This is a genomic window from Bacillus sp. F9_6S_D1_P_5 (genome assembly GCF_054823925.1).
The window spans coordinates 197,554-218,460 of record NZ_JBTREW010000009.1 but is presented as its reverse complement, the minus strand read 5'-3'; the positions used below and the strand labels follow the sequence as shown (position 1 = coordinate 218,460).

General features: G+C 35.4%; 25 protein-coding genes and 1 riboswitch. Of the genes, 21 read left to right on the top strand and 4 right to left on the bottom strand.

Annotated features, from left to right (window positions below):
* Positions 1 to 120: 120 nt before the first annotated feature.
* On the bottom strand, positions 121 to 807 hold the full coding sequence (locus ACUXEY_RS13800; protein ID WP_166702151.1) for a hypothetical protein: 687 nt from the start codon (positions 805 to 807) through the stop codon (positions 121 to 123).
* 246 nt (positions 808 to 1,053) lie between these two features.
* Positions 1,054 to 1,193, top strand: a riboswitch (FMN riboswitch).
* 162 nt (positions 1,194 to 1,355) lie between these two features.
* Here ACUXEY_RS13800 and ACUXEY_RS13795 point away from each other — a divergent pair.
* Positions 1,356 to 1,934, top strand: a complete 579-nt coding sequence (locus tag ACUXEY_RS13795) for an ECF transporter S component (RefSeq protein ID WP_000810851.1) — start codon at positions 1,356 to 1,358, stop codon at positions 1,932 to 1,934.
* A 124-nt stretch (positions 1,935 to 2,058) separates the two neighbouring features.
* On the opposite strand, the gene ACUXEY_RS13790 is transcribed toward ACUXEY_RS13795, so the two are convergent.
* A complete protein-coding gene (locus ACUXEY_RS13790) occupies positions 2,059 to 2,307 on the bottom strand; it encodes a ferredoxin (RefSeq protein WP_166702152.1) in 249 nt (82 codons plus the stop codon).
* Between the two features lie 298 nt (positions 2,308 to 2,605).
* On the opposite strand from ACUXEY_RS13790, the gene ACUXEY_RS13785 reads away from it, so the two are divergent.
* The 12 genes from ACUXEY_RS13785 to ACUXEY_RS13730 all read left to right on the top strand — a co-directional run bounded on the left by ACUXEY_RS13785 (position 2,606) and on the right by ACUXEY_RS13730 (position 12,507).
* A complete protein-coding gene (locus ACUXEY_RS13785) occupies positions 2,606 to 3,667 on the top strand; it encodes a YpbB family protein (protein ID WP_166702153.1) in 1,062 nt (353 codons plus the stop codon).
* Entirely contained in the window at positions 3,657 to 5,186 is a 1,530-nt protein-coding gene (locus tag ACUXEY_RS13780) for a RecQ family ATP-dependent DNA helicase (protein WP_166702154.1), read from the top strand. The genes ACUXEY_RS13785 and ACUXEY_RS13780 overlap by 11 nt, the downstream gene beginning before the upstream one ends.
* On the top strand, positions 5,186 to 5,749 hold the full coding sequence (locus ACUXEY_RS13775; protein ID WP_429602201.1) for a CPBP family intramembrane glutamic endopeptidase: 564 nt from the start codon (positions 5,186 to 5,188) through the stop codon (positions 5,747 to 5,749). Before ACUXEY_RS13780 ends, ACUXEY_RS13775 begins: the two co-directional genes overlap by 1 nt.
* A 22-nt stretch (positions 5,750 to 5,771) precedes the next feature.
* On the top strand, positions 5,772 to 6,251 hold the full coding sequence (locus ACUXEY_RS13770) for a LysM peptidoglycan-binding domain-containing protein (protein ID WP_166702156.1): 480 nt from the start codon (positions 5,772 to 5,774) through the stop codon (positions 6,249 to 6,251).
* 58 nt (positions 6,252 to 6,309) lie between these two features.
* Positions 6,310 to 7,086, top strand: coding sequence for a metallophosphoesterase (locus tag ACUXEY_RS13765; RefSeq protein WP_166702157.1), 777 nt, complete (start codon positions 6,310 to 6,312; stop codon positions 7,084 to 7,086).
* Positions 7,086 to 7,949, top strand: coding sequence for a MerR family transcriptional regulator (locus ACUXEY_RS13760; RefSeq protein WP_461300927.1), 864 nt, complete (start codon positions 7,086 to 7,088; stop codon positions 7,947 to 7,949). The genes ACUXEY_RS13765 and ACUXEY_RS13760 overlap by 1 nt, the downstream gene beginning before the upstream one ends.
* 77 nt (positions 7,950 to 8,026) lie before the next feature.
* On the top strand, positions 8,027 to 8,635 hold the full coding sequence (locus ACUXEY_RS13755) for a genetic competence negative regulator (RefSeq protein ID WP_048527005.1): 609 nt from the start codon (positions 8,027 to 8,029) through the stop codon (positions 8,633 to 8,635).
* 267 nt (positions 8,636 to 8,902) lie between these two features.
* A complete protein-coding gene (gene gudB, locus ACUXEY_RS13750) occupies positions 8,903 to 10,189 on the top strand; it encodes an NAD-specific glutamate dehydrogenase (protein ID WP_048527007.1) in 1,287 nt (428 codons plus the stop codon).
* 79 nt (positions 10,190 to 10,268) lie between these two features.
* Positions 10,269 to 10,478: a hypothetical protein gene (locus ACUXEY_RS13745; protein WP_048527009.1), complete on the top strand. Its 210-nt coding sequence runs from the start codon at positions 10,269 to 10,271 to the stop codon at positions 10,476 to 10,478.
* 92 nt (positions 10,479 to 10,570) lie between these two features.
* Positions 10,571 to 10,807, top strand: coding sequence for a DUF3961 domain-containing protein (locus ACUXEY_RS13740; RefSeq protein ID WP_098385274.1), 237 nt, complete (start codon positions 10,571 to 10,573; stop codon positions 10,805 to 10,807).
* 79 nt (positions 10,808 to 10,886) lie between these two features.
* Complete coding sequence (locus ACUXEY_RS13735) at positions 10,887 to 11,417, top strand: peptidoglycan recognition protein family protein (RefSeq protein WP_461300926.1); 531 nt, start codon at positions 10,887 to 10,889, stop codon at positions 11,415 to 11,417.
* 109 nt (positions 11,418 to 11,526) lie between these two features.
* Positions 11,527 to 12,507 carry a YpdA family putative bacillithiol disulfide reductase gene (locus ACUXEY_RS13730; RefSeq protein WP_087958114.1) on the top strand — a complete coding sequence of 327 codons (981 nt, stop codon included), beginning with the start codon at positions 11,527 to 11,529 and terminating at the stop codon, positions 12,505 to 12,507.
* Positions 12,508 to 12,544: 37 nt separating this feature from the next.
* On the opposite strand, the gene ansA is transcribed toward ACUXEY_RS13730, so the two are convergent.
* Positions 12,545 to 13,519, bottom strand: a complete 975-nt coding sequence (gene ansA, locus ACUXEY_RS13725) for an asparaginase (protein WP_087958115.1) — start codon at positions 13,517 to 13,519, stop codon at positions 12,545 to 12,547.
* A gap of 180 nt (positions 13,520 to 13,699) precedes the next feature.
* Between ansA and ACUXEY_RS13720 the strand changes: the two genes are divergently transcribed.
* The 4 genes from ACUXEY_RS13720 (at position 13,700) to ACUXEY_RS13705 (ending at position 17,225) form a co-directional block, all read left to right on the top strand.
* Complete coding sequence (locus ACUXEY_RS13720; RefSeq protein WP_166702160.1) at positions 13,700 to 13,873, top strand: DUF5359 family protein; 174 nt, start codon at positions 13,700 to 13,702, stop codon at positions 13,871 to 13,873.
* A 128-nt stretch (positions 13,874 to 14,001) separates the two neighbouring features.
* Positions 14,002 to 14,679: a (d)CMP kinase gene (cmk, locus tag ACUXEY_RS13715; protein WP_044790500.1), complete on the top strand. Its 678-nt coding sequence runs from the start codon at positions 14,002 to 14,004 to the stop codon at positions 14,677 to 14,679.
* A 335-nt stretch (positions 14,680 to 15,014) separates the two neighbouring features.
* Entirely contained in the window at positions 15,015 to 16,163 is a 1,149-nt protein-coding gene (gene rpsA / locus ACUXEY_RS13710; protein ID WP_151631079.1) for a 30S ribosomal protein S1, read from the top strand.
* A gap of 12 nt (positions 16,164 to 16,175) precedes the next feature.
* Complete coding sequence (locus ACUXEY_RS13705) at positions 16,176 to 17,225, top strand: type 2 isopentenyl-diphosphate Delta-isomerase (protein WP_429602170.1); 1,050 nt, start codon at positions 16,176 to 16,178, stop codon at positions 17,223 to 17,225.
* A gap of 305 nt (positions 17,226 to 17,530) precedes the next feature.
* Here the strand turns inward: ACUXEY_RS13705 and ACUXEY_RS13700 are convergent, their stop codons facing one another.
* Complete coding sequence (locus ACUXEY_RS13700; RefSeq protein ID WP_000513900.1) at positions 17,531 to 17,665, bottom strand: YpzI family protein; 135 nt, start codon at positions 17,663 to 17,665, stop codon at positions 17,531 to 17,533.
* A 116-nt stretch (positions 17,666 to 17,781) separates the two neighbouring features.
* On the opposite strand from ACUXEY_RS13700, the gene ACUXEY_RS13695 reads away from it, so the two are divergent.
* From ACUXEY_RS13695 to der, 4 genes are all read left to right on the top strand, one after another.
* Positions 17,782 to 18,393 carry a YphA family membrane protein gene (locus tag ACUXEY_RS13695; RefSeq protein ID WP_429602171.1) on the top strand — a complete coding sequence of 204 codons (612 nt, stop codon included), beginning with the start codon at positions 17,782 to 17,784 and terminating at the stop codon, positions 18,391 to 18,393.
* Positions 18,386 to 19,279: a YIEGIA family protein gene (locus ACUXEY_RS13690; protein ID WP_098521194.1), complete on the top strand. Its 894-nt coding sequence runs from the start codon at positions 18,386 to 18,388 to the stop codon at positions 19,277 to 19,279. Before ACUXEY_RS13695 ends, ACUXEY_RS13690 begins: the two co-directional genes overlap by 8 nt.
* Positions 19,276 to 19,461: a capping complex subunit for YIEGIA gene (locus ACUXEY_RS13685; RefSeq protein ID WP_098521193.1), complete on the top strand. Its 186-nt coding sequence runs from the start codon at positions 19,276 to 19,278 to the stop codon at positions 19,459 to 19,461. Before ACUXEY_RS13690 ends, ACUXEY_RS13685 begins: the two co-directional genes overlap by 4 nt.
* 124 nt (positions 19,462 to 19,585) lie before the next feature.
* The gene (gene der, locus ACUXEY_RS13680) at positions 19,586 to 20,896 is read left to right on the top strand and encodes a ribosome biogenesis GTPase Der (protein ID WP_098521192.1); all 1,311 of its coding nucleotides are present in this window, start codon (positions 19,586 to 19,588) and stop codon (positions 20,894 to 20,896) included.
* Positions 20,897 to 20,907 lie beyond the last annotated feature (11 nt).

The following is a 20,907-nucleotide window of genomic DNA, read 5'->3' as shown; positions in this document are numbered from 1 at the left end:
AATTCTATGATTTTATATTGTTTTCTTTCACTAAAATCAAAAAAGATTCCGGAGTGTTGGGAACCCCTTCAGGGTTTCCCAACACTCTGAAAAAAAGAGCTAGTTTAACTAGCTCTTTTTTTACCAAAAAATAAAGACACATATAAACCCAGAAATAGCTAAGTAGCTATATAAGTAAAATACTTTCGTTCTTGTTTTTTCATTTGTTCGAAACAGTACAATAGTCGGTTCAATTAAACCTATTGTCAAACAAAGTAAACCAAGAAGCATACAACCGATTGAAATGGAGTACAGGGCGATTTGTGGTGCTTGAAATGGAATCATCCATTTTAATAAAAATGCAATAAGTGCAGTGTAGCAAATGCTGCCGATGTATTTATTCAATGGTGTATTAGAACGAAAACCTGGAAGTTTTTTTAAGAAAGAGCGGGAAACAACTTCAGTTTGTAAAGATGTGTGCTCTTCGATTATTTTTTGAGCTTCTTTTCCTTTTTGGAAAAGGGATAATATCCAGTTTCGCTCCCCTTGGAAAATAAATTGAGAAGTTGTTAAATAATGATCCACCTTCACTTTATTCCAACTCTTCCACGGATGACGCTCACATAATTTTAATTTACTTTCTGTTTTTTTATCATACTGATAAATACTGATGCCATCCTCATCGAAAGCAGCATAGTATGTCTCGCTTGAGAATGTGCCTAAATCAATTGGACAGTAGAAAAGTAATTCTTTTTTTAAGTAAAAGTATTCTTTTCGTAAGTTTTTTTTCATTGCTTCTCGAATAGAGTGTCTCTTTTCTTTCTTCATGACATTTCCTCCATAATCCAGAAAATGTTCTTATCTTAACAATTCAACATCTTATCACTTTTAATTATATATGACTAGGGGATTCATAGGAGAAATGCCGAATACTAAAAAATATGGGGATGTATTGTAAAATATAACGAATTGTTTTGGTTATATAAAATTAATAACTTATTTTTAATAAGTTACGCTTTTTTTGTTCACAATACGATCATGTTGTTGTATAATGAAATGGAAAATAGAATATCGGTCTATCTTCGGGGCAGGGTGAAAATCCCGACCGGCGGTGATGAACTATATGTGATTTTGTTCTAAGCCCGCGAGCCGTTAAGGCAGGATTTGGTGTGATTCCAAAGCCGACAGTATAGTCTGGATGGGAGAAGATGGAGGTTCAAGCGTTCAAAAAAGATATGGATTTGAACGTCTGTTTGATGTGCCTTAAATTCTCCCTTTGTGTAAAACACAAAGGGTTTTTTCGTTCTATGAAAAAGTAGGCATAGCAGAACCTTTCCACTTTCCATGAGATGATCGATGGAAAAGGAGAGAGAAAGATGAAACAAAAAAACAGTGTAGTGCAGATGGTGAGTGTAGCGATGCTAAGTAGTATTGCATATTTACTGATGATGTTGGACTTCCCGTTCCCAGGGCTTCCGCCATTTTTAAAAATTGATTTTAGTGATGTACCAGCTCTAATTGCTGCGATTATTTTCGGGCCAGTTGCGGGGATAATTGTAGAGGCGATAAAGAACATTTTACATTACGGGATTCAAGGGAGTTTAACGGGAGTACCAGTTGGAGAAATTGCTAACTTTATTGCAGGATGCTTATTTATTGGACCAGCAGCTTTCTTGTTTAGAAAGTATCGTACTGTTAAAAGTTTAACGACAGGATTAATGCTAGGGACAATTACAATGGCGCTCATTATGAGTGTATTAAATTACATCATCATATTCCCAGCTTACACTTGGTTTTTAAATTCACCAGCTATGTCTAGCGAAGCTATAAGAACGACGGTTGTAACGGCAATCTTACCGTTTAATTTAATTAAAGGAATTGTTGTGACAATTGTATTTGTAGCGTTATTCTCACGCCTGAAAGTATGGGTGTTTGCAAAAATGAAAAATGCATAAATGTAAAATAAAAAACCATTAGTAGTATGGAACTACTAATGGTTTTTTATTAAGGAGAATGAAAATGGAAAACAAAAAATACCCCTCAAATGAATGAGGGGTATTTTTTGAAGTTAATAAAAGACTATTCGAATTTTAAAGCATCGCCGTCGAATGTTTCGTCAGCAACTTTGATTGAGTCAGTTGGACAACCTTCGAATGCATCCATCATATCTTCAAGTAATACATCTGGAATTTCAACGATACCTTGGTTATCGTCTAATGTTACGAATGCAATACCTTCATCATCATAGTCATAAATGTCTGGTGCAGCAGCGCCACAAGCACCACATGCGATACAAGTATCTTTATCAACGATTGTATATTTTGCCATCTTTTTTCCCTCCTGATAATATGTATGTGAAAAGCTCGCCATAAAAATTATAACCTTATTGTAAAACGGTTTTTAAAACTTTTCAACATAAAATTATAATGATAATGCTTATCAATTAGAGTGTCAACTAATTTTTGCATTATGTCATAAGATTTTCAAAATACGTAAATGTTATTTCGTTTGGTACAATAGACTATATACAAGTATATGTTGCCGGTATGATAAGTTTGATGAGTAACGGTAGACGGTGCAATCATACTAAAAAGCAATTAAATTAGACTGAAAGGTGGAAGCGGTAATGCAACTACAATATACTTTATTGTATTGTTTAAAACAATTGAATGGTGAAAGAACCGTTTCTTCTATTTATTATTTATTAAAGGGAAAACGTTCTTCGCAAACGTTTCAAGATGGAAATATGTTCCGAATTTCTTTTTTGTTTGGAATATATAAATCATTAAATAGAACTGACTATGATCGTGAAGTTGCAAAGTTATTGCAAGCAGATTGGATTCAAGAGATACACGAAAATACATATTTGTTAACACCTAAAGGTAAAAAGCAGTTACATACATGGGAGGAAGGGTATGCTTTTCCAGCGCATTTACATGGTTTGCACTATGGTGAATTAGGTGAAACATTTTGGAGAAGATTATCTTTAACTATTCAAACTATATCTAATTTACAACAGAATAATACGAAGTTTATTCCTATTCAACAAGATACAGAAATAATGGTGTGGGTGAAACGTTTTTTAACAAGTATGCCGTATAAGCGAAGTGAATTAGCGAAAAGATTATGGAAAGAAATACATAATCTTTTAGGTAAATGTGATGTGATAGAAGCGACGATTGTAACATATAGATTAACAGGATATGAACGTATCGGTTGTACATTGCAGCAGTTAGCGGAAATTACGAAACAAGATATATTCAGGGTGTACTTTTTATTTTGGGGTACAATTCATTTCCTTATACAAGAAGTTCGAGATAAAGAAAATGAATTTCCATTATTAGCTGAGATTATCTCTTATCCAAATGAGAGAGCTGAATTATTTAGTTTATCAACGAAAAAAACATATAATTTTTGGAGGCAAGGGCGCTCTTTAGAAGAAATAGCGACGATTAGAAATTTAAAGGTTGCAACGATAGAAGATCATTTTGTTGAAATTGCTTTGCGAGAAAGAGATTTTTCTATCGAGATGTTTATGGAAAAAGACAAGATAGATAAAGTAACAAAAGTAATTGATACATTACAAACACGTAAGTTGCGCGAGTTGAAGCAAGCGGTTGGAGAGGATATTTCTTATTTTGAAGTTCGTCTTGTATTGGCGCGGATGGAGGGTATAAATGAAACTTGAGGAATATTTATATAGGTGGTTTGGATATTCTGAATTTCGTCCAGGTCAAAAAGGGGTAATTACAGATTTATTGGAAGGAAAAGATGTTATAGCGATGCTTCCAACCGGAAGAGGGAAGTCAATGTGCTATCAACTTCCGGGGCTAATGCAAGAAGGAACAGTACTTGTTGTATCACCATTATTATCTTTGATGGAAGATCAAGTTACACAATTAAAATATGTTGTGAAAAACCGAGTGATAGCATTTAATAGTTTTCGGACATTACATGAAAAAAGAGAAGCGATGAAAAAATTAGCTTCATATAAATTTATTTTTGTTTCGCCAGAGATGTTACAGTCGGAATTGTTGATAAGAGAATTGAAGAAAGTTCATATTTCATTATTTGTTGTGGATGAGGCCCATTGTATTTCGCAATGGGGATATGATTTTAGACCGGATTATAAAAAACTAAATGTAGTCATTGAAAATATCGGGTCTCCTACGGTGCTAGCATTAACGGCAACGGCGACGAAAGATGTACTTCGAGATATAGCAGAGAGTCTAGATTTGAAGAATGTGAAGCAGCATGTATACTCAATTGATCGTCCAAATATTGCAATGGAAGTACAATTTGTAGAGACGATAGAAGAGAAGAAAGAAGCGCTTTTGGACCAGGTGATGTATTTACAAGGACCAGGGATTGTATATTGTTCAAGCAGAGCGTGGACAGAACGTTTAACGGAATATTTAAGAGGAAAAGGCGTGACTGGTGTCGCTTTCTATCATGGTGGTATGGAACATGAAGAGCGTATGTTAATTCAACAGCAGTTTATGAACGACCAGTTGCAGCTAGTAATATGTACAAGTGCTTTTGGTATGGGAGTAAATAAGTCGAATACGAGATATATTATTCATTTCCATTATCCGACTAATATAGCTTCTTATTTGCAAGAAATCGGAAGAGCTGGAAGAGATGGTGAACCGAGTATAGCTATCTTACTATGTAGTCCGTTAGATCACGATTTGCCAATTTCAATCATTGAAGACGAATTGCCAAGTCAGTCACAAATACAATTTTTATTCTCTTTACTACAAGAAAGAATGTTTCAAACGAAAGAATTACCAATAGAAGAGGTAGAAGAAATTTGTTATAATGCAGCAAGATTTAATGAACAATATTGGCGTTTCATCCGCTATCATCTGGAGCGGCTTGGAATCATACAACAGCGAAAATTAATATTAGAGAGCTTGTCAGATGAAATTATGAACAGATTAATAGCTGAAGTAGAAATAAGACTACGTAATAAATATAGTGAGCTAGAAAACATGAAATCATGGATACAAGTGAAAGGATGTAGACGTGAATATTTGCTGCAACAGTTCGGTTATAGAAAAGAGGACGAGTTGCAGAATTGCTGTGACTATTGTCATATTACAAAAACAGATTATAAAAAAAGACAAGCGCAACAATCGGATTTCGACTATAATTGGGAAACAGAGTTACAAAAGCTTTTCGGTCTAGAAAAGATGGGGGAATGATGAACATTCAAAGGCATAATATAGAAGATATGAGTCCGAAAGAAATAAGACTAAATCTGTATATCACACAGTTCATTATTATCGGTATCGGTTGTTTACTAGCATATATATTATTCCGAGATATAAAATCGGTGTATAGTCTGTGGAAATGGGAACCGATGTCTATACTTATAATAGGTGGCTTGTTAGCGATTGGTATTGTGTTATTAGATTATGTTGCAATGCGAGTATTTCCAGAGTCTTGGTTTGATGATGGTGGTATTAACGATAGGATGTTTCAAGGAATGTCAATTATGCATCTACTCGTTATTACGTTCATTATCGGCTTTGCAGAAGAATTTTTATTTAGAGGTGTAGTACAGACGCACTTTGGAATTGTAATAGCGAGTTTAGTATTTGCAGTGTTACATATTCGATATATAAAAAAGCCGTTTTTGTTTTGTTTCGTCTGTTTCATTAGTTTTGTCTTTGGTTATGTATTTGAATGGACAGGAAATTTGTTTATAACAATCTTTGCACACTTTCTTGTAGATTTTATAATGGGACTCCAATTAAGAAAATAAATGGAAGGTGGTGGTGAACAACATGAGGAAACGAATTCCTGATTTTGAAGAGGAATTAGAAGTTGAGCGAGTGGAAGAAAAAGAAGGTTTACCGCCGCGTAGTGAAATTCATAGAAATAAAGAGAAAAAACAAAAGTTTAAAATGAATCATATTTTCGTCCGGGTTTTAACATTTCTATTCATATTACTACCAATTAGTATTTTATGGTATACAGATAAATATATTCAGGTGAAAAGTGATGGTAATAACGCTGGAAAAAGTGCATTTGAGGTCATTTTCTTTGATTCAGCTAAATCTGATTCTGAAGCATCGTCTGAGAAGATCGTAACGCATACGGTGAAAGAGGGAGAAACTTTAGAAAGTATAGCGAAGCAATATTTTTCAGATGAAACTGGGATCGAAGTAATTAAAAAGTATAATGACTTAAAAGAAGATGAAGTGAATGTAGGTCAAGAATTAAAAATTCCGATAAAAGATAAGTCCACAAAACAAGAGAGTTAGTAAAACACTTACTATAAAAACTGAGGATTATCTTTATGAGGAAGGGAGTAAAAAATATATGATATGGATTATCTTATTAAGTACTCTCATATGTATTGGTAGTATATTTCTTCTTGTCATGTATAGAGAAGCAATGCGTAATACGGTGCTAGAACATACTTTAATATTTGAAGAGTTTCCGAAAAGTTTTCAAAAAGTAAATGTATTTTTTATATCTGATATTCATAGAAGGATCATTTCAAATTCGTTAATTGAACAAGTAAAAGGAAAAGTAGATCTTGTAATTATTGGTGGTGATTTAGCGGAAAAAGGTGTCCCTTTATCGCAAATCTCTGCAAATATACAAAAGTTAAGAGCGATAGCTCCTGTATACTTTGTATGGGGAAATAATGATTATGAGATTGAATATCATGAATTAGATGCTTTGTTATTAGAAAATAATGTGAAAGTTTTAGATAATACAAGAGTTGTATTTGAGTCTGAATTAGGAGAGAAAATTTGTTTACTTGGTGTAGATGATGTTGGGGTGAAACGAGATCGTTTAGATTTAGCGTTGGCTGATTGTAAAGAAGATGGTTTTCGCATATTAATTAGCCACAATCCTGATATAATAAACAAAATGTCTGGAAAAGAGCAAATTTCCCTTGTGTTAAGTGGACATACACATGGAGGGCAAATCCGATTATTCCCATCTAAAAAATATTTAAAAGGTGGCGTATATAAGCATTCAAATGTGACTCTTTTTGTTAGTAATGGTTATGGAACAACGTTGATCCCATTTCGTTTCCGAGCACCTGCTCAAACACATATTATTACGTTACGGGGAGGGAAATGATGCCGACTCTAAACGGAAAATATAACATAAAAGCTGTTTCGAATATAATTGGAATTCAGCCGAGTACGCTTCGTGCGTGGGAAAGACGATATCAAATTATTGCTCCAAAGCGGAATCATGCGGGGCATCGATTATATACAGAAGAGCATATTCAAATTTTGAAATGGTTAATGGACAAGGTTTCTTCCGGCATGATGATTGGACAAGCAGTTCAATTATTAGAAGGGAATCGTTTGCAGAGTGAGGTTCAAAAAGAAATACATTCGGATAGAGAAGTTGTTTTAGTGGACGATTTACTACAAGCTTTGTTAAAATTTGATGAAATTACAACTTCTGCATTGTTAAACGAGGCTTTTAGTATTTATGCAACAGAAAAAGTTATAGCAAGTATTGTGCTTCAAGTGTCAAATAAATTGTTAACGTTAAAAAATAATAATAAAGTTACAATGGTGCAGTTCCAATATGTCGTATCATTTTTACAAACTCGTCTAGGGATGGTGTATCATAATGCATCATCGTTTTCTTCTATACACAAAGTTGTTGTGTTAGAAAATAATATGTTGAAAGGGTTTGTTTTCTCAACGTATTTACGATTAAAAGGATATGAGGTGATATATATTAGGTCAAGCTTAGCAGAAGATCGTATTTTATTAGCTGTTGAGCAAATACAACCTACATATGTAGTAGTCTCTTTTGATGATGGACGAGAACTTAAGAACGTGAATGTATTACAAGAAAAAAATGAGGCCTTTTCTGTTGGGGTTATAGGAGAACTAAGTGCTCGAGATCAGTTGAACATTCAAACAAACCTAATTGGTGATACGAAAGAAGAATGGGATGAGTGGTTAAAAATGTTAGAATAGTTGTTCGAAAAGAACCATCTATTTTCTATTTCATATAATAAAAATTATATTCATTGGTTACGTAGGGAGGGTATGAGATGAGGCTGGAACGATTAAATTACAATAAAATAAAAATTTTCTTAACATTTGATGATTTATCTGAACGAGGATTAACGAAAGAAGATTTGTGGAGAAATGCACCGAAAGTACAGCAATTATTTCGTGATATGATGCAAGAAGCAAATAAGGAATTAGGATTTGAAGCGGATGGTCCGATTGCAGTTGAAGTATTTTCTCTACAAGCGCAAGGGATGGTCGTAATTGTAACGAAAGAACATCAAGAAGTTGATACAGATGATGAGTTCCGTGACGAGTTTATTGAAATGCAAGTGACTCTAGATGAAAGCGAGCATATACTTTATGAGTTTGCTACACTAGATGACGTAATTAACCTGTCGAATCGTTTATATAACCTTGATGTAACTGGCGGAAAATTATATACGTGGGATGGGCGTTTCTATCTTTGGATGGAAGAAGAGGAGCAAATTCAATTACTGAAGGCAGATTTTATAGCTATTTTAGCGGAATATGGCAATCCGTCTACGGCAACTATTTATCGCCTAATGGAATATGGTAAAGAATTAATGGATTCTCAAGCAATTGAACAAATACACAATTACTTTGTGAAAAAAGAAAACCTTAGCTAATAATATATAGCTAAGGTTTTCTTTTTTCATTTACTTAAATGTATCTTTCCAAATTGCTGTATGTAAGTAAAATAAAAAACATTTAAATATTTAAGTATTTTACTTTTCTAAAAGCAATAAAAGGACTATAATGATAGTGAAAACGCTTGCAACAGAAAATAGTTTGTATATATTTGTTAGCGTTTTCTATTGCATTCCAAATTTAACGGTGTATACTAGGCAATGAAGGTTTACTAAACAAGTGAAATTACAGGGGGTTTACTTACTATGGTAGCCGAAAAGGGAACTCAAACAAAAACACAACAACAAAGGGAACAACATTTTGAACTATTGAATTCAACACAAATTGTTATCAGTGAAGCGTTAGAAAAATTGGGTTATCCAAACGAAGTATATGAATTATTAAAAGAACCAGTTCGTATGATGACAGTGAAAATACCAGTTCGTATGGATGACGGGACTGTTAAAATATTTACAGGATATCGTGCACAACATAATGATGCTGTTGGTCCAACGAAAGGTGGAATTCGCTTCCATCCGAATGTAACAGAAAATGAAGTGAAAGCACTTTCAATCTGGATGAGTTTAAAATGTGGTATCGTTGATTTACCATATGGTGGAGGTAAAGGTGGAATTATCTGTGACCCACGTGAAATGTCATTCCGTGAGTTAGAAAGATTAAGCCGCGGTTATGTACGAGCAATTAGCCAAATCGTAGGACCGACGAAAGATATTCCAGCTCCAGATGTATTCACAAACTCTCAAATTATGGCGTGGATGATGGATGAGTATAGCCGTATTGATGAATTTAACTCACCAGGATTTATTACAGGTAAACCACTTGTATTAGGTGGATCACATGGACGTGAAACAGCAACGGCGAAAGGTGTAACAATTTGTATTCGCGAAGCTGCAAAAAAACGCGACATTGATATTAAAGGTGCACGCGTTGTTGTTCAAGGATTCGGTAATGCTGGTAGCTTCTTAGCTAAATTTATGCATGATGCAGGTGCGAAAGTTATTGCAATCTCAGATGCTTACGGTGCATTGCATGATCCAAACGGATTAGATATTGATTATTTATTAGACCGTCGTGATAGCTTCGGTACAGTAACAAAATTATTTAATAATACAATTTCAAATAAAGAATTGTTAGAACTTGATTGCGATATTTTAGTTCCAGCTGCAATTGAGAACCAAATTACAGAAGAAAATGCTAACAATATTAAAGCGAAAATCGTTGTTGAAGCTGCAAATGGTCCAACAACATTAGAAGCAACTAAAATTTTAACTGATCGCGGCATTTTACTTGTTCCAGACGTATTAGCAAGTGCTGGTGGTGTAACGGTATCTTACTTTGAGTGGGTACAAAATAACCAAGGTTACTACTGGACTGAAGAAGAAGTAGAACAACGTTTAGAAAAAGTAATGGTAAGATCATTTGATTCTATTTATGAAACAGCACAAGTTCGTAAAGTGAACATGCGCTTAGCTGCGTACATGGTCGGTGTTCGTAAAATGGCTGAAGCAAGTCGCTTCAGAGGTTGGGTATAATATTATAATGTGAGAAAACGTGATTCCTTTCGAGGGAATCACGTTTTTTTTGTTGAAGTATTAGAGAGAGGTGTTGTATATGGAAAATGAAATGATGGAACGAGTAGAACAACTAGAAGAAAAGGTTAAAAGGTTAGAGGGAGAGCTCGCGAGAACGACGAAATCCGAAAAAACAAGTATCGTTCGGGTGTTCGGGGAAGGACTGCTGTTTTTAATATTTGGTGCGGTTGTAGTAGGGCCGATTATCGCCTTTGTAATCACGATTCTTACTTCGTTTGCTGAAAAATAAAAAGAAAAACAAAAGAACGCTTGTTCTACACGAACAAACGTGCTATACTTTCCTTAGATAAACAAAACGGAAATGATTTTAAGGAGAGATAAATGATGAAAATGACAGTAGACCAAAGATTTATGATGCCAGCAGATGTTGTAGAGCGAGTGGAAGTATTAAGAAACAAACAAAGTAAGCGCGGCACATTATTACAATCAGTAAATACATTTTTCGGTTTAGATACGAAAGAAGATTGTGTTTGGTTTTACGGTTTTTATGGCGTTGCTGTAAGTATTTTATTATTTATGGTGTTCACATCAAATATTTTCGATTTTCTCTTCGCGTAAGAAATATGCTATAAGGGCATTGCTACCGAATACATATATAAAGAAGTAAGGTAATCTTCTGAAGCGGGAGTTGGTAGTAATGGCGATGTTTCCTATAGAACGTAATTATATTGGATATGGAAGTTCACGACCGGGAATCCCTCTTTCTAAAGTCAGGTTTATTGTAAGTCATGATACGGGGAATCCTGGTAGCAATGCGATAGGGAATCGGGATTATTTTAATGAAATACAACCGAAAGCTTCGGCACATACATTTATAGATGACAAAACAATATTAGAAATTATTCCTATAAATGAAGTGGCCTACCATGTTCGATATGGTGTGTCGACGGATAATGACTTATATGGTTATGATGCGAATAAGGCGGCTATTGGAGTGGAACTTTGTTATGGCGGTAATGTTAACTTTTGGGAAGCGTATACCCGTTTTACATGGTATCATGCGTATTTATGTCAATATTTCGGCTTGAATCCGAAAAAAGCTATCGTATCACATAAAACCCTTGACCCAGCTAGAAAGATTGATCCTGAAAATGTATTAGGGAAACAAGGTATTAAATTTCAGCAGTTTTTAGCAGATGTCTATCGGATGTATGTTTCGTTTAGATGACAAATATATGAAAAATGAATACAATAAAGATAGGTGCCTACTGCTGTAAGTAGGTTTTTTCTTGTTTATATAAATATTGTATTGGTAGAAGACTAGGAGTGAGCCGGGTATGCAGAAAGAAACAGCTATCATAATTGGAGGCGGTCCGTGCGGATTAGCAGCAGCAATTTCGTTGCAAAAGGTAGGGATAAATCCGTTAGTAATTGAAAAAGGAAACATTGTAAATGCGATTTACAATTATCCAACTCATCAAACATTTTTCTCTTCTAGTGAAAAATTAGAAATTGGTGATGTAGCCTTTATTACGGAAAATCGTAAGCCAGTTCGAAATCAAGCGCTTGCGTATTATCGTGAAGTAGTAAAGCGTAAATCTGTACGTGTAAATGCTTTTGAGCGAGTGGAGAAAGTTCAAAAAGATGGAGAAGTTTTTCATGTTGAGACAACAAAGCGTGACGGAAGTAAAGAAATATATATAGCGAAGTATGTTGTTGTAGCAACTGGATATTATGACAATCCAAATTATATGAATGTTCCAGGTGAGGAATTGAAGAAAGTAGCTCACTATTTTAAAGAGGGACATCCTTATTTTGATCGAGATGTAGTAGTTATAGGTGGAAAAAATTCGAGTGTAGATGCCGCGTTAGAACTTGTTAAAGCAGGTGCGCGTGTAACGGTACTATATCGCGGAAGTGAGTATTCACCAAGTATAAAGCCGTGGATTTTGCCAGAGTTTGAGGCATTAGTACGAAATGGTACAATTCACATGCATTTTGGGGCTCATGTGAAAGAAATTACTGAACATACGTTAACGTATACAGTGGATGGTGAGGCAAATACAATCCAAAATGATTTTGTATTTGCGATGACTGGTTACCATCCTGACCATAGCTTCTTAACGAAGATGGGTGTTCGAATTGATGAAGAGACAGGACGTCCGATTTTTGCAGAGGATACGATGGAAACAAACGCTGAAAATATTTTCATTGCAGGTGTAATTGCTGCTGGAAATAATGCAAATGAAATATTTATTGAGAATGGTCGATTTCATGGGGATGCGATTGCGCAAACCATTTCAACAAGAGAAATGTAAAAAGAAGCTGTCGAAATAAACTTCGACAGCTTCTTTTTTAATCGTGCATAAACATATTTTGGATTGTTTCATGTGAAGTCGTATTCTCTAGTGCAACTAATAATTTAATACGTGCTTTTTGAGCATTTAAACCGTATGTGAATACAATCCCCATATCTTTTAATTGTTTGCCGCCACCTTCATAGGAATATACATCTTGAACGATGCCGTTAAAACAGCGAGAAACTAATACGACAGGAATTCCTTTATTTATTAATCGTTCTAGACTAGGAAGTGTTCTTGGGGGTAAATTACCTTGTCCAAGTGCTTCAATAACAATCCCGTCTACTGGAAGATTTTCAATTGCTGCTAACAATGTATCGTCCATACCAGCGTACGCTTTTAGAACGACTACATTTTTAGAAACCTGTTTTACTGAATATGTTTCGTGATGTACTAAAGCATGGTGGAATACAACACCACGTTTTGTTACCATACCAATTGGTCCATATTGTGGACTTTGGAATGTTGCTACATTACTTGTATGTGTTTTCGTTACATTTGTAGCGCAATGAATTTCGTCGTTTAATACGACTAAAACGCCTTTTTCTGCGGCTTCATTACTGCTAGCGACTTTTACAGCTGATAAGAAGTTATATAGACCGTCAGCACCTAATTCATTGCTAGAGCGCATTGCACCTGTCACAACGATCGGAATAGTTGCTTGTACTGTTAAATCTAAGAAATAGGCAGTTTCTTCTAATGTATCCGTACCATGCGTAATGACTACGCCATGAATGTTGTCTTGTTTTACTCTTTCATCAATGATGACTTGTAACTGTAACATTTCGCTCGGTGTCATATGAGGAGATGGTAGATGGAACACATCTTCAACGATTAAATCAACATCGCCTTCTAAATCAGGAATAAATTTTAAAAGAGGATTTTTTTCACCTGGTTGTACGACCCCAGTTTCTTTGTCTTCCTCCATTGCAATTGTTCCACCTGTGTGTAAAACTAGGATTCTTTTCAATGCTTATACCCCTTTCAAGTAAAAAAATACATTTAGAACATAACATGTTTTGAGTAAATTCGACAATGGAAATGTATAAAAGTATGCCTCGAAAATGACAATAAAATTAACTGCTATATGTACGATGTATAAAATCACGAAACGAAATGTGCAAATATAGTATAGGAGGGAGCTATTACGTTGAAAAAGATGGAGAGAATTCTTATTCGTATATTAATAATACAATTCATTTGTCTTTCTGTTGTGCAATTGTTATTTATACATAAGGCATCAGTTAAATATTTATCTAAAATTGTTTATTATGAAGGTGTCATGGTAAAAAACAAAGCAGAAATCTTACAGGTGAATAGGTAGTTTTCATTTTCTTCTATGAAGGATTATGCTACAATAATTGAGGATTTAATGACGTGAAGCAAATGAGAAGAAGCAGGAGAATACCTGCTTTTCGTTTTGTTTTATAAGTGAAAAAATGAGGTGTTACAATGGATAAACGAATTTCAATTGCTATAGATGGTCCAGCAGCCGCTGGAAAAAGTACAGTTGCGAAAGTTGTAGCGAAGAAGCTTTCTTACGTTTATATTGATACAGGCGCAATGTATCGTGCGATTACATATGCAGCCCTTGAGCAAAAAGTGGATATTGAAAATGAAGAGCAGTTAATGGAAGTTGTAAAAAATGTAAAAATTGAGTTTCAGCAAGGAGAAAATACACAACTTGTATTTTTAAATGGACAAGATGTTTCGGAAGTAATTCGTACACCTGAGGTGACGAATCGAGTATCGATTGTGGCAAAACATCGTCTTGTTCGTGAAGAAATGGTACGTCGTCAACAAGAGTTAGCGGAAAAAGGCGGCGTTGTAATGGATGGCCGTGATATCGGTACACATGTGTTGCCAGATGCTGAAGTGAAGATCTTTATGCTTGCTTCTGTTGAAGAAAGAGCGGAAAGAAGACATTTAGAAAATATGAATAAAGGTTTCGATTCTAATTTAGAGCAGTTAAAAGAAGAAATTGCTCAGCGTGATAAATTAGATTCAGAACGCGAAGTTTCTCCTCTCAAAAAGGCTGATGATGCATTGGAATTAGATACAACTTCTTTATCAATTGAAGAAGTTGTCCAAAAAATTATGAGTATTGTTTCAGGAGTGTTTGCGAAATAAAGAAAGGGGGATAGCCTCTTTCTTTTTTTGTTTGTATAGAAATGTAAAGGATACGTGAATTATGAGTCTCTTTCCTTGACAAATGATCGGATTTGTAAGAAGTTAGTAAAAGAGAGATGAAACTTTCAGAATATATTCGCTATTATATTTCAAAACATACTTTCTTCAAGATGATTTTGCTGTATACTATTTATATAGGTTTAATATATTTTCTAGTGAAATGTTTGAAGCCTGAGTATGTGATGATAAATTCTTAAACATGCAAATGAAAACAATTGTTTTCATTTCGTATATACATAAAAAATGCTTTGTCAATTCTGTAGGGAGGTATTTCCATGGTAGAGAAAATGAATGAAGAAGTTATGGATTCAAAAGAATTACAAGTTGGTGACGTTGTTACAGGTTCTGTAACGAAAGTTGAAGAGAAACAAGTGCTTGTAAATGTTGGATACAAAACAGATGGCGTAATTCCAATTAGTGAATTAGCTAACGTTCATATTGAAAAAGCAAGCGATGTTGTAGAATTAGATCAAACGCTAGAATTAAAGGTTATTAAATTAGAAGAAGAAGATCTTGTCTTATCTAAACGTGCTGTTGATGCAGAAAAAGCATGGGTAGAATTACAAGAGAAATTCACTTCTGGTCATGTGTTTGATGTTACTGTAAAAGATATTGTGAATGGTGGATTAGTTGTGGACCTTGGTGTTCGCGGTTTTATCCCAGCTTCACTTGTAGAAGTACATTATGTAGAAGATTTTACTGACTATAAAGGCAAAACATTAGCTGTGAAAATTGTTGAATTAGACCGCGAAAAAAATCGTGTAATCCTTTCACATAAAGCAGTAGTAGAATTAGAACTAGATTCTAAGAAAAAAGAAGCAATCTCTTCATTAAAAGAAGGAGACGTTGTTGAAGGAACAGTACAACGATTAACTGATTTTGGTGCGTTCGTTAATGTTGGTGGTGTGGACGGTTTAGTTCATATTTCACAAATTTCACACGAACGTGTAGAGCAACCTTCTGAAGTATTAGAGCAAGGTCAAAAGGTAAAGGTTAAGGTGTTATCTGTTGATGCTGATACACAACGTATCTCTTTATCAATTAAAGCAGCTCAACCGGGACCTTGGGAAAATGTTGCTGGCGAACTAAAAGCTGGAGATATTCGTGAAGGAGTCGTAAAACGTCTTGTTACATTCGGTGCGTTCGTTGAAGTTTTACCTGGCGTTGAAGGTCTTGTACACGTATCTCAAATTGCAAATCGTCACGTGAAAAATCCAAATGAAGTATTGGAAATGGGACAAGAAGTAAAAGTGAAAGTGCTTGAAGTCCATGTAGCAGAGAAACGTATTTCTTTAAGTATAAAAGAAGCGCTTGAAGAAAATAATGTAATTGAAGATTACAGTCAGTATGAACCAAATGCTGATTCTGCTACTTTCCAATTAAGTGATATTATTGGTGAACAACTGAAAAAATTAAAGAAATAAAGAGGGGTACAAGTGGTAAGGGCAAAACGTAAATTAGATCATATTGAATACGCTCTTTCTACTGGTCAGTCTCGTACGCATGGCTTTCATGATATTGATTTTGTGCATCAAAGCTTGCCAAATTCAAATTATGACACAATAACATGTGAAACAAAAATCGGCGAACTTTCACTAAGTTCGCCGATTTTTATCAATGCGATGACTGGTGGTGGAGGAGAGAAAACGTTACATATTAATGAGCAATTAGCATATGTAGCGAAACATCATAACCTTGCTATGGCTGTAGGCTCGCAAATGGCGGCGTTAAAAGATGAAAGTGAGGCTGCTTCTTATAAGATTATCAGAAAGGTAAATCCAAATGGTATTTTCTTTGCTAATTTAGGTAGTGAGGCAACTATCGAACAGGCAGAGCGTGCCGTTGATATGATTGAAGCAAATGCATTGCAAATTCATTTAAATGTCATACAAGAGTTAACGATGCCAGAAGGAGACCGTGACTTTACTGGTGTACTTCAGCGCATTGAGAAAATTGTTTTAAATAGTAAAGTTCCTGTCATTGTGAAAGAAGTTGGATTTGGGATGAGTAAGGAAACAATGCAACAGTTAGCGAGCGTAGGTGTAACGGCAATTGATATTGGTGGACAAGGTGGTACGAATTTTGCTGCTGTTGAAAATGAAAGAAGACAGCGAATGCTTTCTTATTTTAATAACTGGGGCATACAAACAGCTACCTCGATTATTGAAGCAACCTCTACAAATAATAACCTCTCTTTTATTGCATCTGGGGGTATACAAACAGCGCTTGACGTAGCGAAAGCAATCGCATTAGGGGCGAATACAACTGCGTTTGCTGGATACTTTTTACGCATTTTAATGCAAGATGGTATCGAGAAGTTAGTGGATGAAATTGACCTTTTACATACAGATTTGAAATTTATTATGACAGCTCTCGGTGCGAAGACGATAGAAGAATTGCAATCTGTACCTCTTGTTGTAAAGGGCGAAACATATCATTGGTTAACGCAACGTGGTATTGATACGACGCATTATAGTAGAAGATAAAAAAATCAACCGTTTGGTTGATTTTTTTATCTTCTATTCTTTTTAGTGATATAAATTGAGGGATGGAATTAATATTTTATAAAAATGAAATTATTCTTATATATAAACATTATCTTGTGAAAGTTGCGACTGAAAAATATAGATAGTGTGTTACTGGATTGTAGAATAAGGTTTAATTTTGCCAAGGGGAATAGGGAGGGATAAAAATAAAGCATAGAAAGATTTGTATATAAAATATTATTTCAATATAAACAAAAATGTAAAAGACGGTTTCGTACAATATCGAAACCGTCTTTTTGTATTCATTAGTGCTGATTCTGCTTGCGAGCTTGTTCTGGTGTGTCCAGTCCAGTAGCACCCGGATATTGTAGTGATTGGTCACGGTCAGATTCAACGCGGCGTGATTCTCTTAGTTTTCTTTCTTGACGATCTTTACCCATAATGAATAGCACCTCCTTATTAAAAGTGTTGCTGTTATATGAAAAAACTATGCGCGAAGAAAGTGGATTAACTTTCATAAAAAGTTCCCATAATGGAAAACATAGGAGGTGAAATGATGGAAGGGAGTACTTTTTATTTTATAGCTTGGATAGGGTGGATCGTCGTAACATTTTTTATGAAAAAGGACTCTATTCGGTGGAAGATAAGCGCTTGTATATTGATTTTTATTATTTGCTCTCCGTTACATGTAACGATTGCTTCATTCACGGTATCAGTAAATGCACTTTTGCTTTGTATTGTTGCTTTTATAGGAATCACGCTCTATTCTATTTGGAAAAAAATATATAGCTTACTTTCGGCACTTATTATTGCAATGTTATATACAAGTTTTCATTTGTTAGAAGTATATGATCCAATTTGGATTGTGGTGGACAGGTTGTTTTTGTTAAGCAGCGCCCTTGTGTATGCATCGGTTTTATTACATGAGGATCGCATATTACGATTATGTTCTCTTTATATAGGAATGTTACAGGGAGAATTGTTAGTGAAACTTATTTTTCGAAAGTTACATTTCCCTTATGATTACGGAAGTTTAGCGTTTTTTGATATCGTCGCCGTTTCTACATTGTTCATGGCAATTTTGTTTTGGATTGCAAAAGCATCAATATATATGGAACAGTTCAAGAGAAAAACACGTAAAAGAAAGGCGAGGGTAATACATGACTGAATATACACCGGCCATTTTATGCGGCGTAATAGCGGGGACAGTAACGAGAGTGCTAATGCTCCGGACGGATACGCGGCAATATCCGACGAGGCTCCATGGGAAAATTATTCACATTGCGATGGGGTTAATTGCAGCCGCTTTAGGAGCGATTGCAATCCCGTCCATTTTGAAAAAAGATTTTTCTGCCATTACGTTTCTTACGTTAGCAGCAACACAGTTTCGTGATGTGCGTAATATGGAAAGAAATACATTGCAACAATTAGATGGTTATGAGCTCGTACCGCGTGGAAATACATACATTGAAGGAATTGCATTAGTTTTTGAAAGTCGCAACTATTTGGCGATGTTAACGTCGTTTGCGACGACGTTTGCGTATATAGGGTTCCGTTCATGGATTGCTGGAGTAATTATGGCTATCATCGCATTTTTTATCGCGAAAAAATTAATGTCTGGCAGAAGGTTACATGATCTTGTTGATATCGAGCATGTTCCACTTCGTTTTGAAGGAGCAGGGCTGTATATTGATAATATTTATATTATGAATATTGGATTGCCAGCAAGACAAGAGGAAATTATGAAATATGGAATGGGTTTTATTTTAAAGCCGAAAACAATTGATGCGATGGTGACAATCTCCAACTTAGGACAACGACAGGCGATTTTACATGATGTTTCTGTTGCTTTAGGAATTTATAGAGATTCTGGTACGCCGGCGCTTGTACCGTTAGCGAAGCGTGATTTAGAGGATGGAAGAGTCGGAATCTTTGTCTTGCCGCAAGATCAAGATGCGGAGAAAGCGATAGGTGTCATAGGGAATGTGCCAACGTTAGAAAGTGCTGTTCATATGTCATCGGAAGCCCCGAAAGGAAGGGGAGATGAGGGATGATGTTAGAAAATGTAATCCTCGCAGTTATTACAACAGCGCCGGAGAAATTTGCTGGTGGTGCCCCTTTGTTTACTTGTGAATCGACAGAGGAGTTAGAATTTGTTGCAAATAATTTAGAGGCAATTTTAGATGGTATTGCGCATCGCTTACAAGAGAATGTATATATTATTGTGAAACATTAGCAACGTGTGTTATAATGTGAGGTGTTTTGATACGTTGAGAAATATTCTGGAATGCAAATCCCTTCTTGCACAAAGAAGGGTTTTTTACATAATAAACAGAAGCAATTTGAAAGGATGAAAGTATATGCCGAAACCAGTAATAGCAATAGTAGGCCGCCCGAACGTAGGGAAATCTACTATTTTCAATAGAATTGTTGGAGAGAGGGTTTCAATCGTAGAAGATATTCCAGGTGTAACGCGCGATCGTATTTATAGCGCTGGAGAATGGTTAAATCATGAATTTAACATTATTGATACAGGTGGAATTGATATTGGAGACGAGCCATTTTTGACACAAATTCGTCAACAAGCTGAAGTAGCGATTGATGAAGCAGATGTTATCATTTTTATGACAAATGGTCGTGACGGTGTAACAGCAGCTGATGAAGAAGTTGCGAAAATACTATATCGTTCAAATAAACCAGTTGTACTTGCAGTAAATAAAGTGGACAATCCAGAAATGCGCAGTGACATTTATGATTTCTATGCATTAGGATTTGGTGAGCCATTCCCAATTTCAGGTACACACGGATTAGGATTAGGTGACTTATTAGACGAAGCTGCACAGCATTTTCCAAAGATTGAAGAAGACGGATATGATGAAGATACAATTCGTTTCTCTTTAATTGGACGTCCAAACGTAGGGAAATCATCACTTGTAAATGCTCTTCTTGGTCAAGAACGTGTAATTGTTAGTAATGTAGCAGGAACAACTCGTGATGCTGTCGATACACCATATAGCAAAGACGGAAAAGATTATGTAATTATCGATACAGCTGGTATGCGTAAAAAAGGGAAAGTGTATGAAAGTACAGAAAAGTATAGTGTACTTCGTGCATTAAGAGCGATTGAACGTTCTGACGTTGTTTTAGTCGTTTTAGATGGTGAAGAAGGAATTATTGAACAAGATAAAAAAATCGCTGGATACGCTCATGAATCAGGGCGAGCTGTCGTTATCGTTGTAAACAAATGGGACGCAGTGAAAAAAGATGAGAAAACAATGAAAGCATTTGAAGAAAACATCCGTGCTCACTTCCAATTTTTAGAGTACGCACCGATTGTGTTCTTATCTGCGAAAACGAGAAAACGTACACAAACGTTAATTCCAGTTATCGATGAGGTAAATGAGAGTCACAGTATCCGTATTCAAACGAATGTATTAAATGATGTAATTATGGATGCGGTAGCGATGAACCCAACGCCAACACATAACGGTAGTCGTCTGAAGATTTTCTATGCAACACAAGTTGCGGTAAAACCACCAACATTTGTTGTGTTTGTAAACGATCCAGAATTATTGCACTTCTCATATGAGCGCTTCTTAAAGAATCGTTTACGTGAATCATTTGGCTTTGTAGGAACGCCGATTCACATTATCGCTAGAGCAAGAGACTAATGGAGAGGATG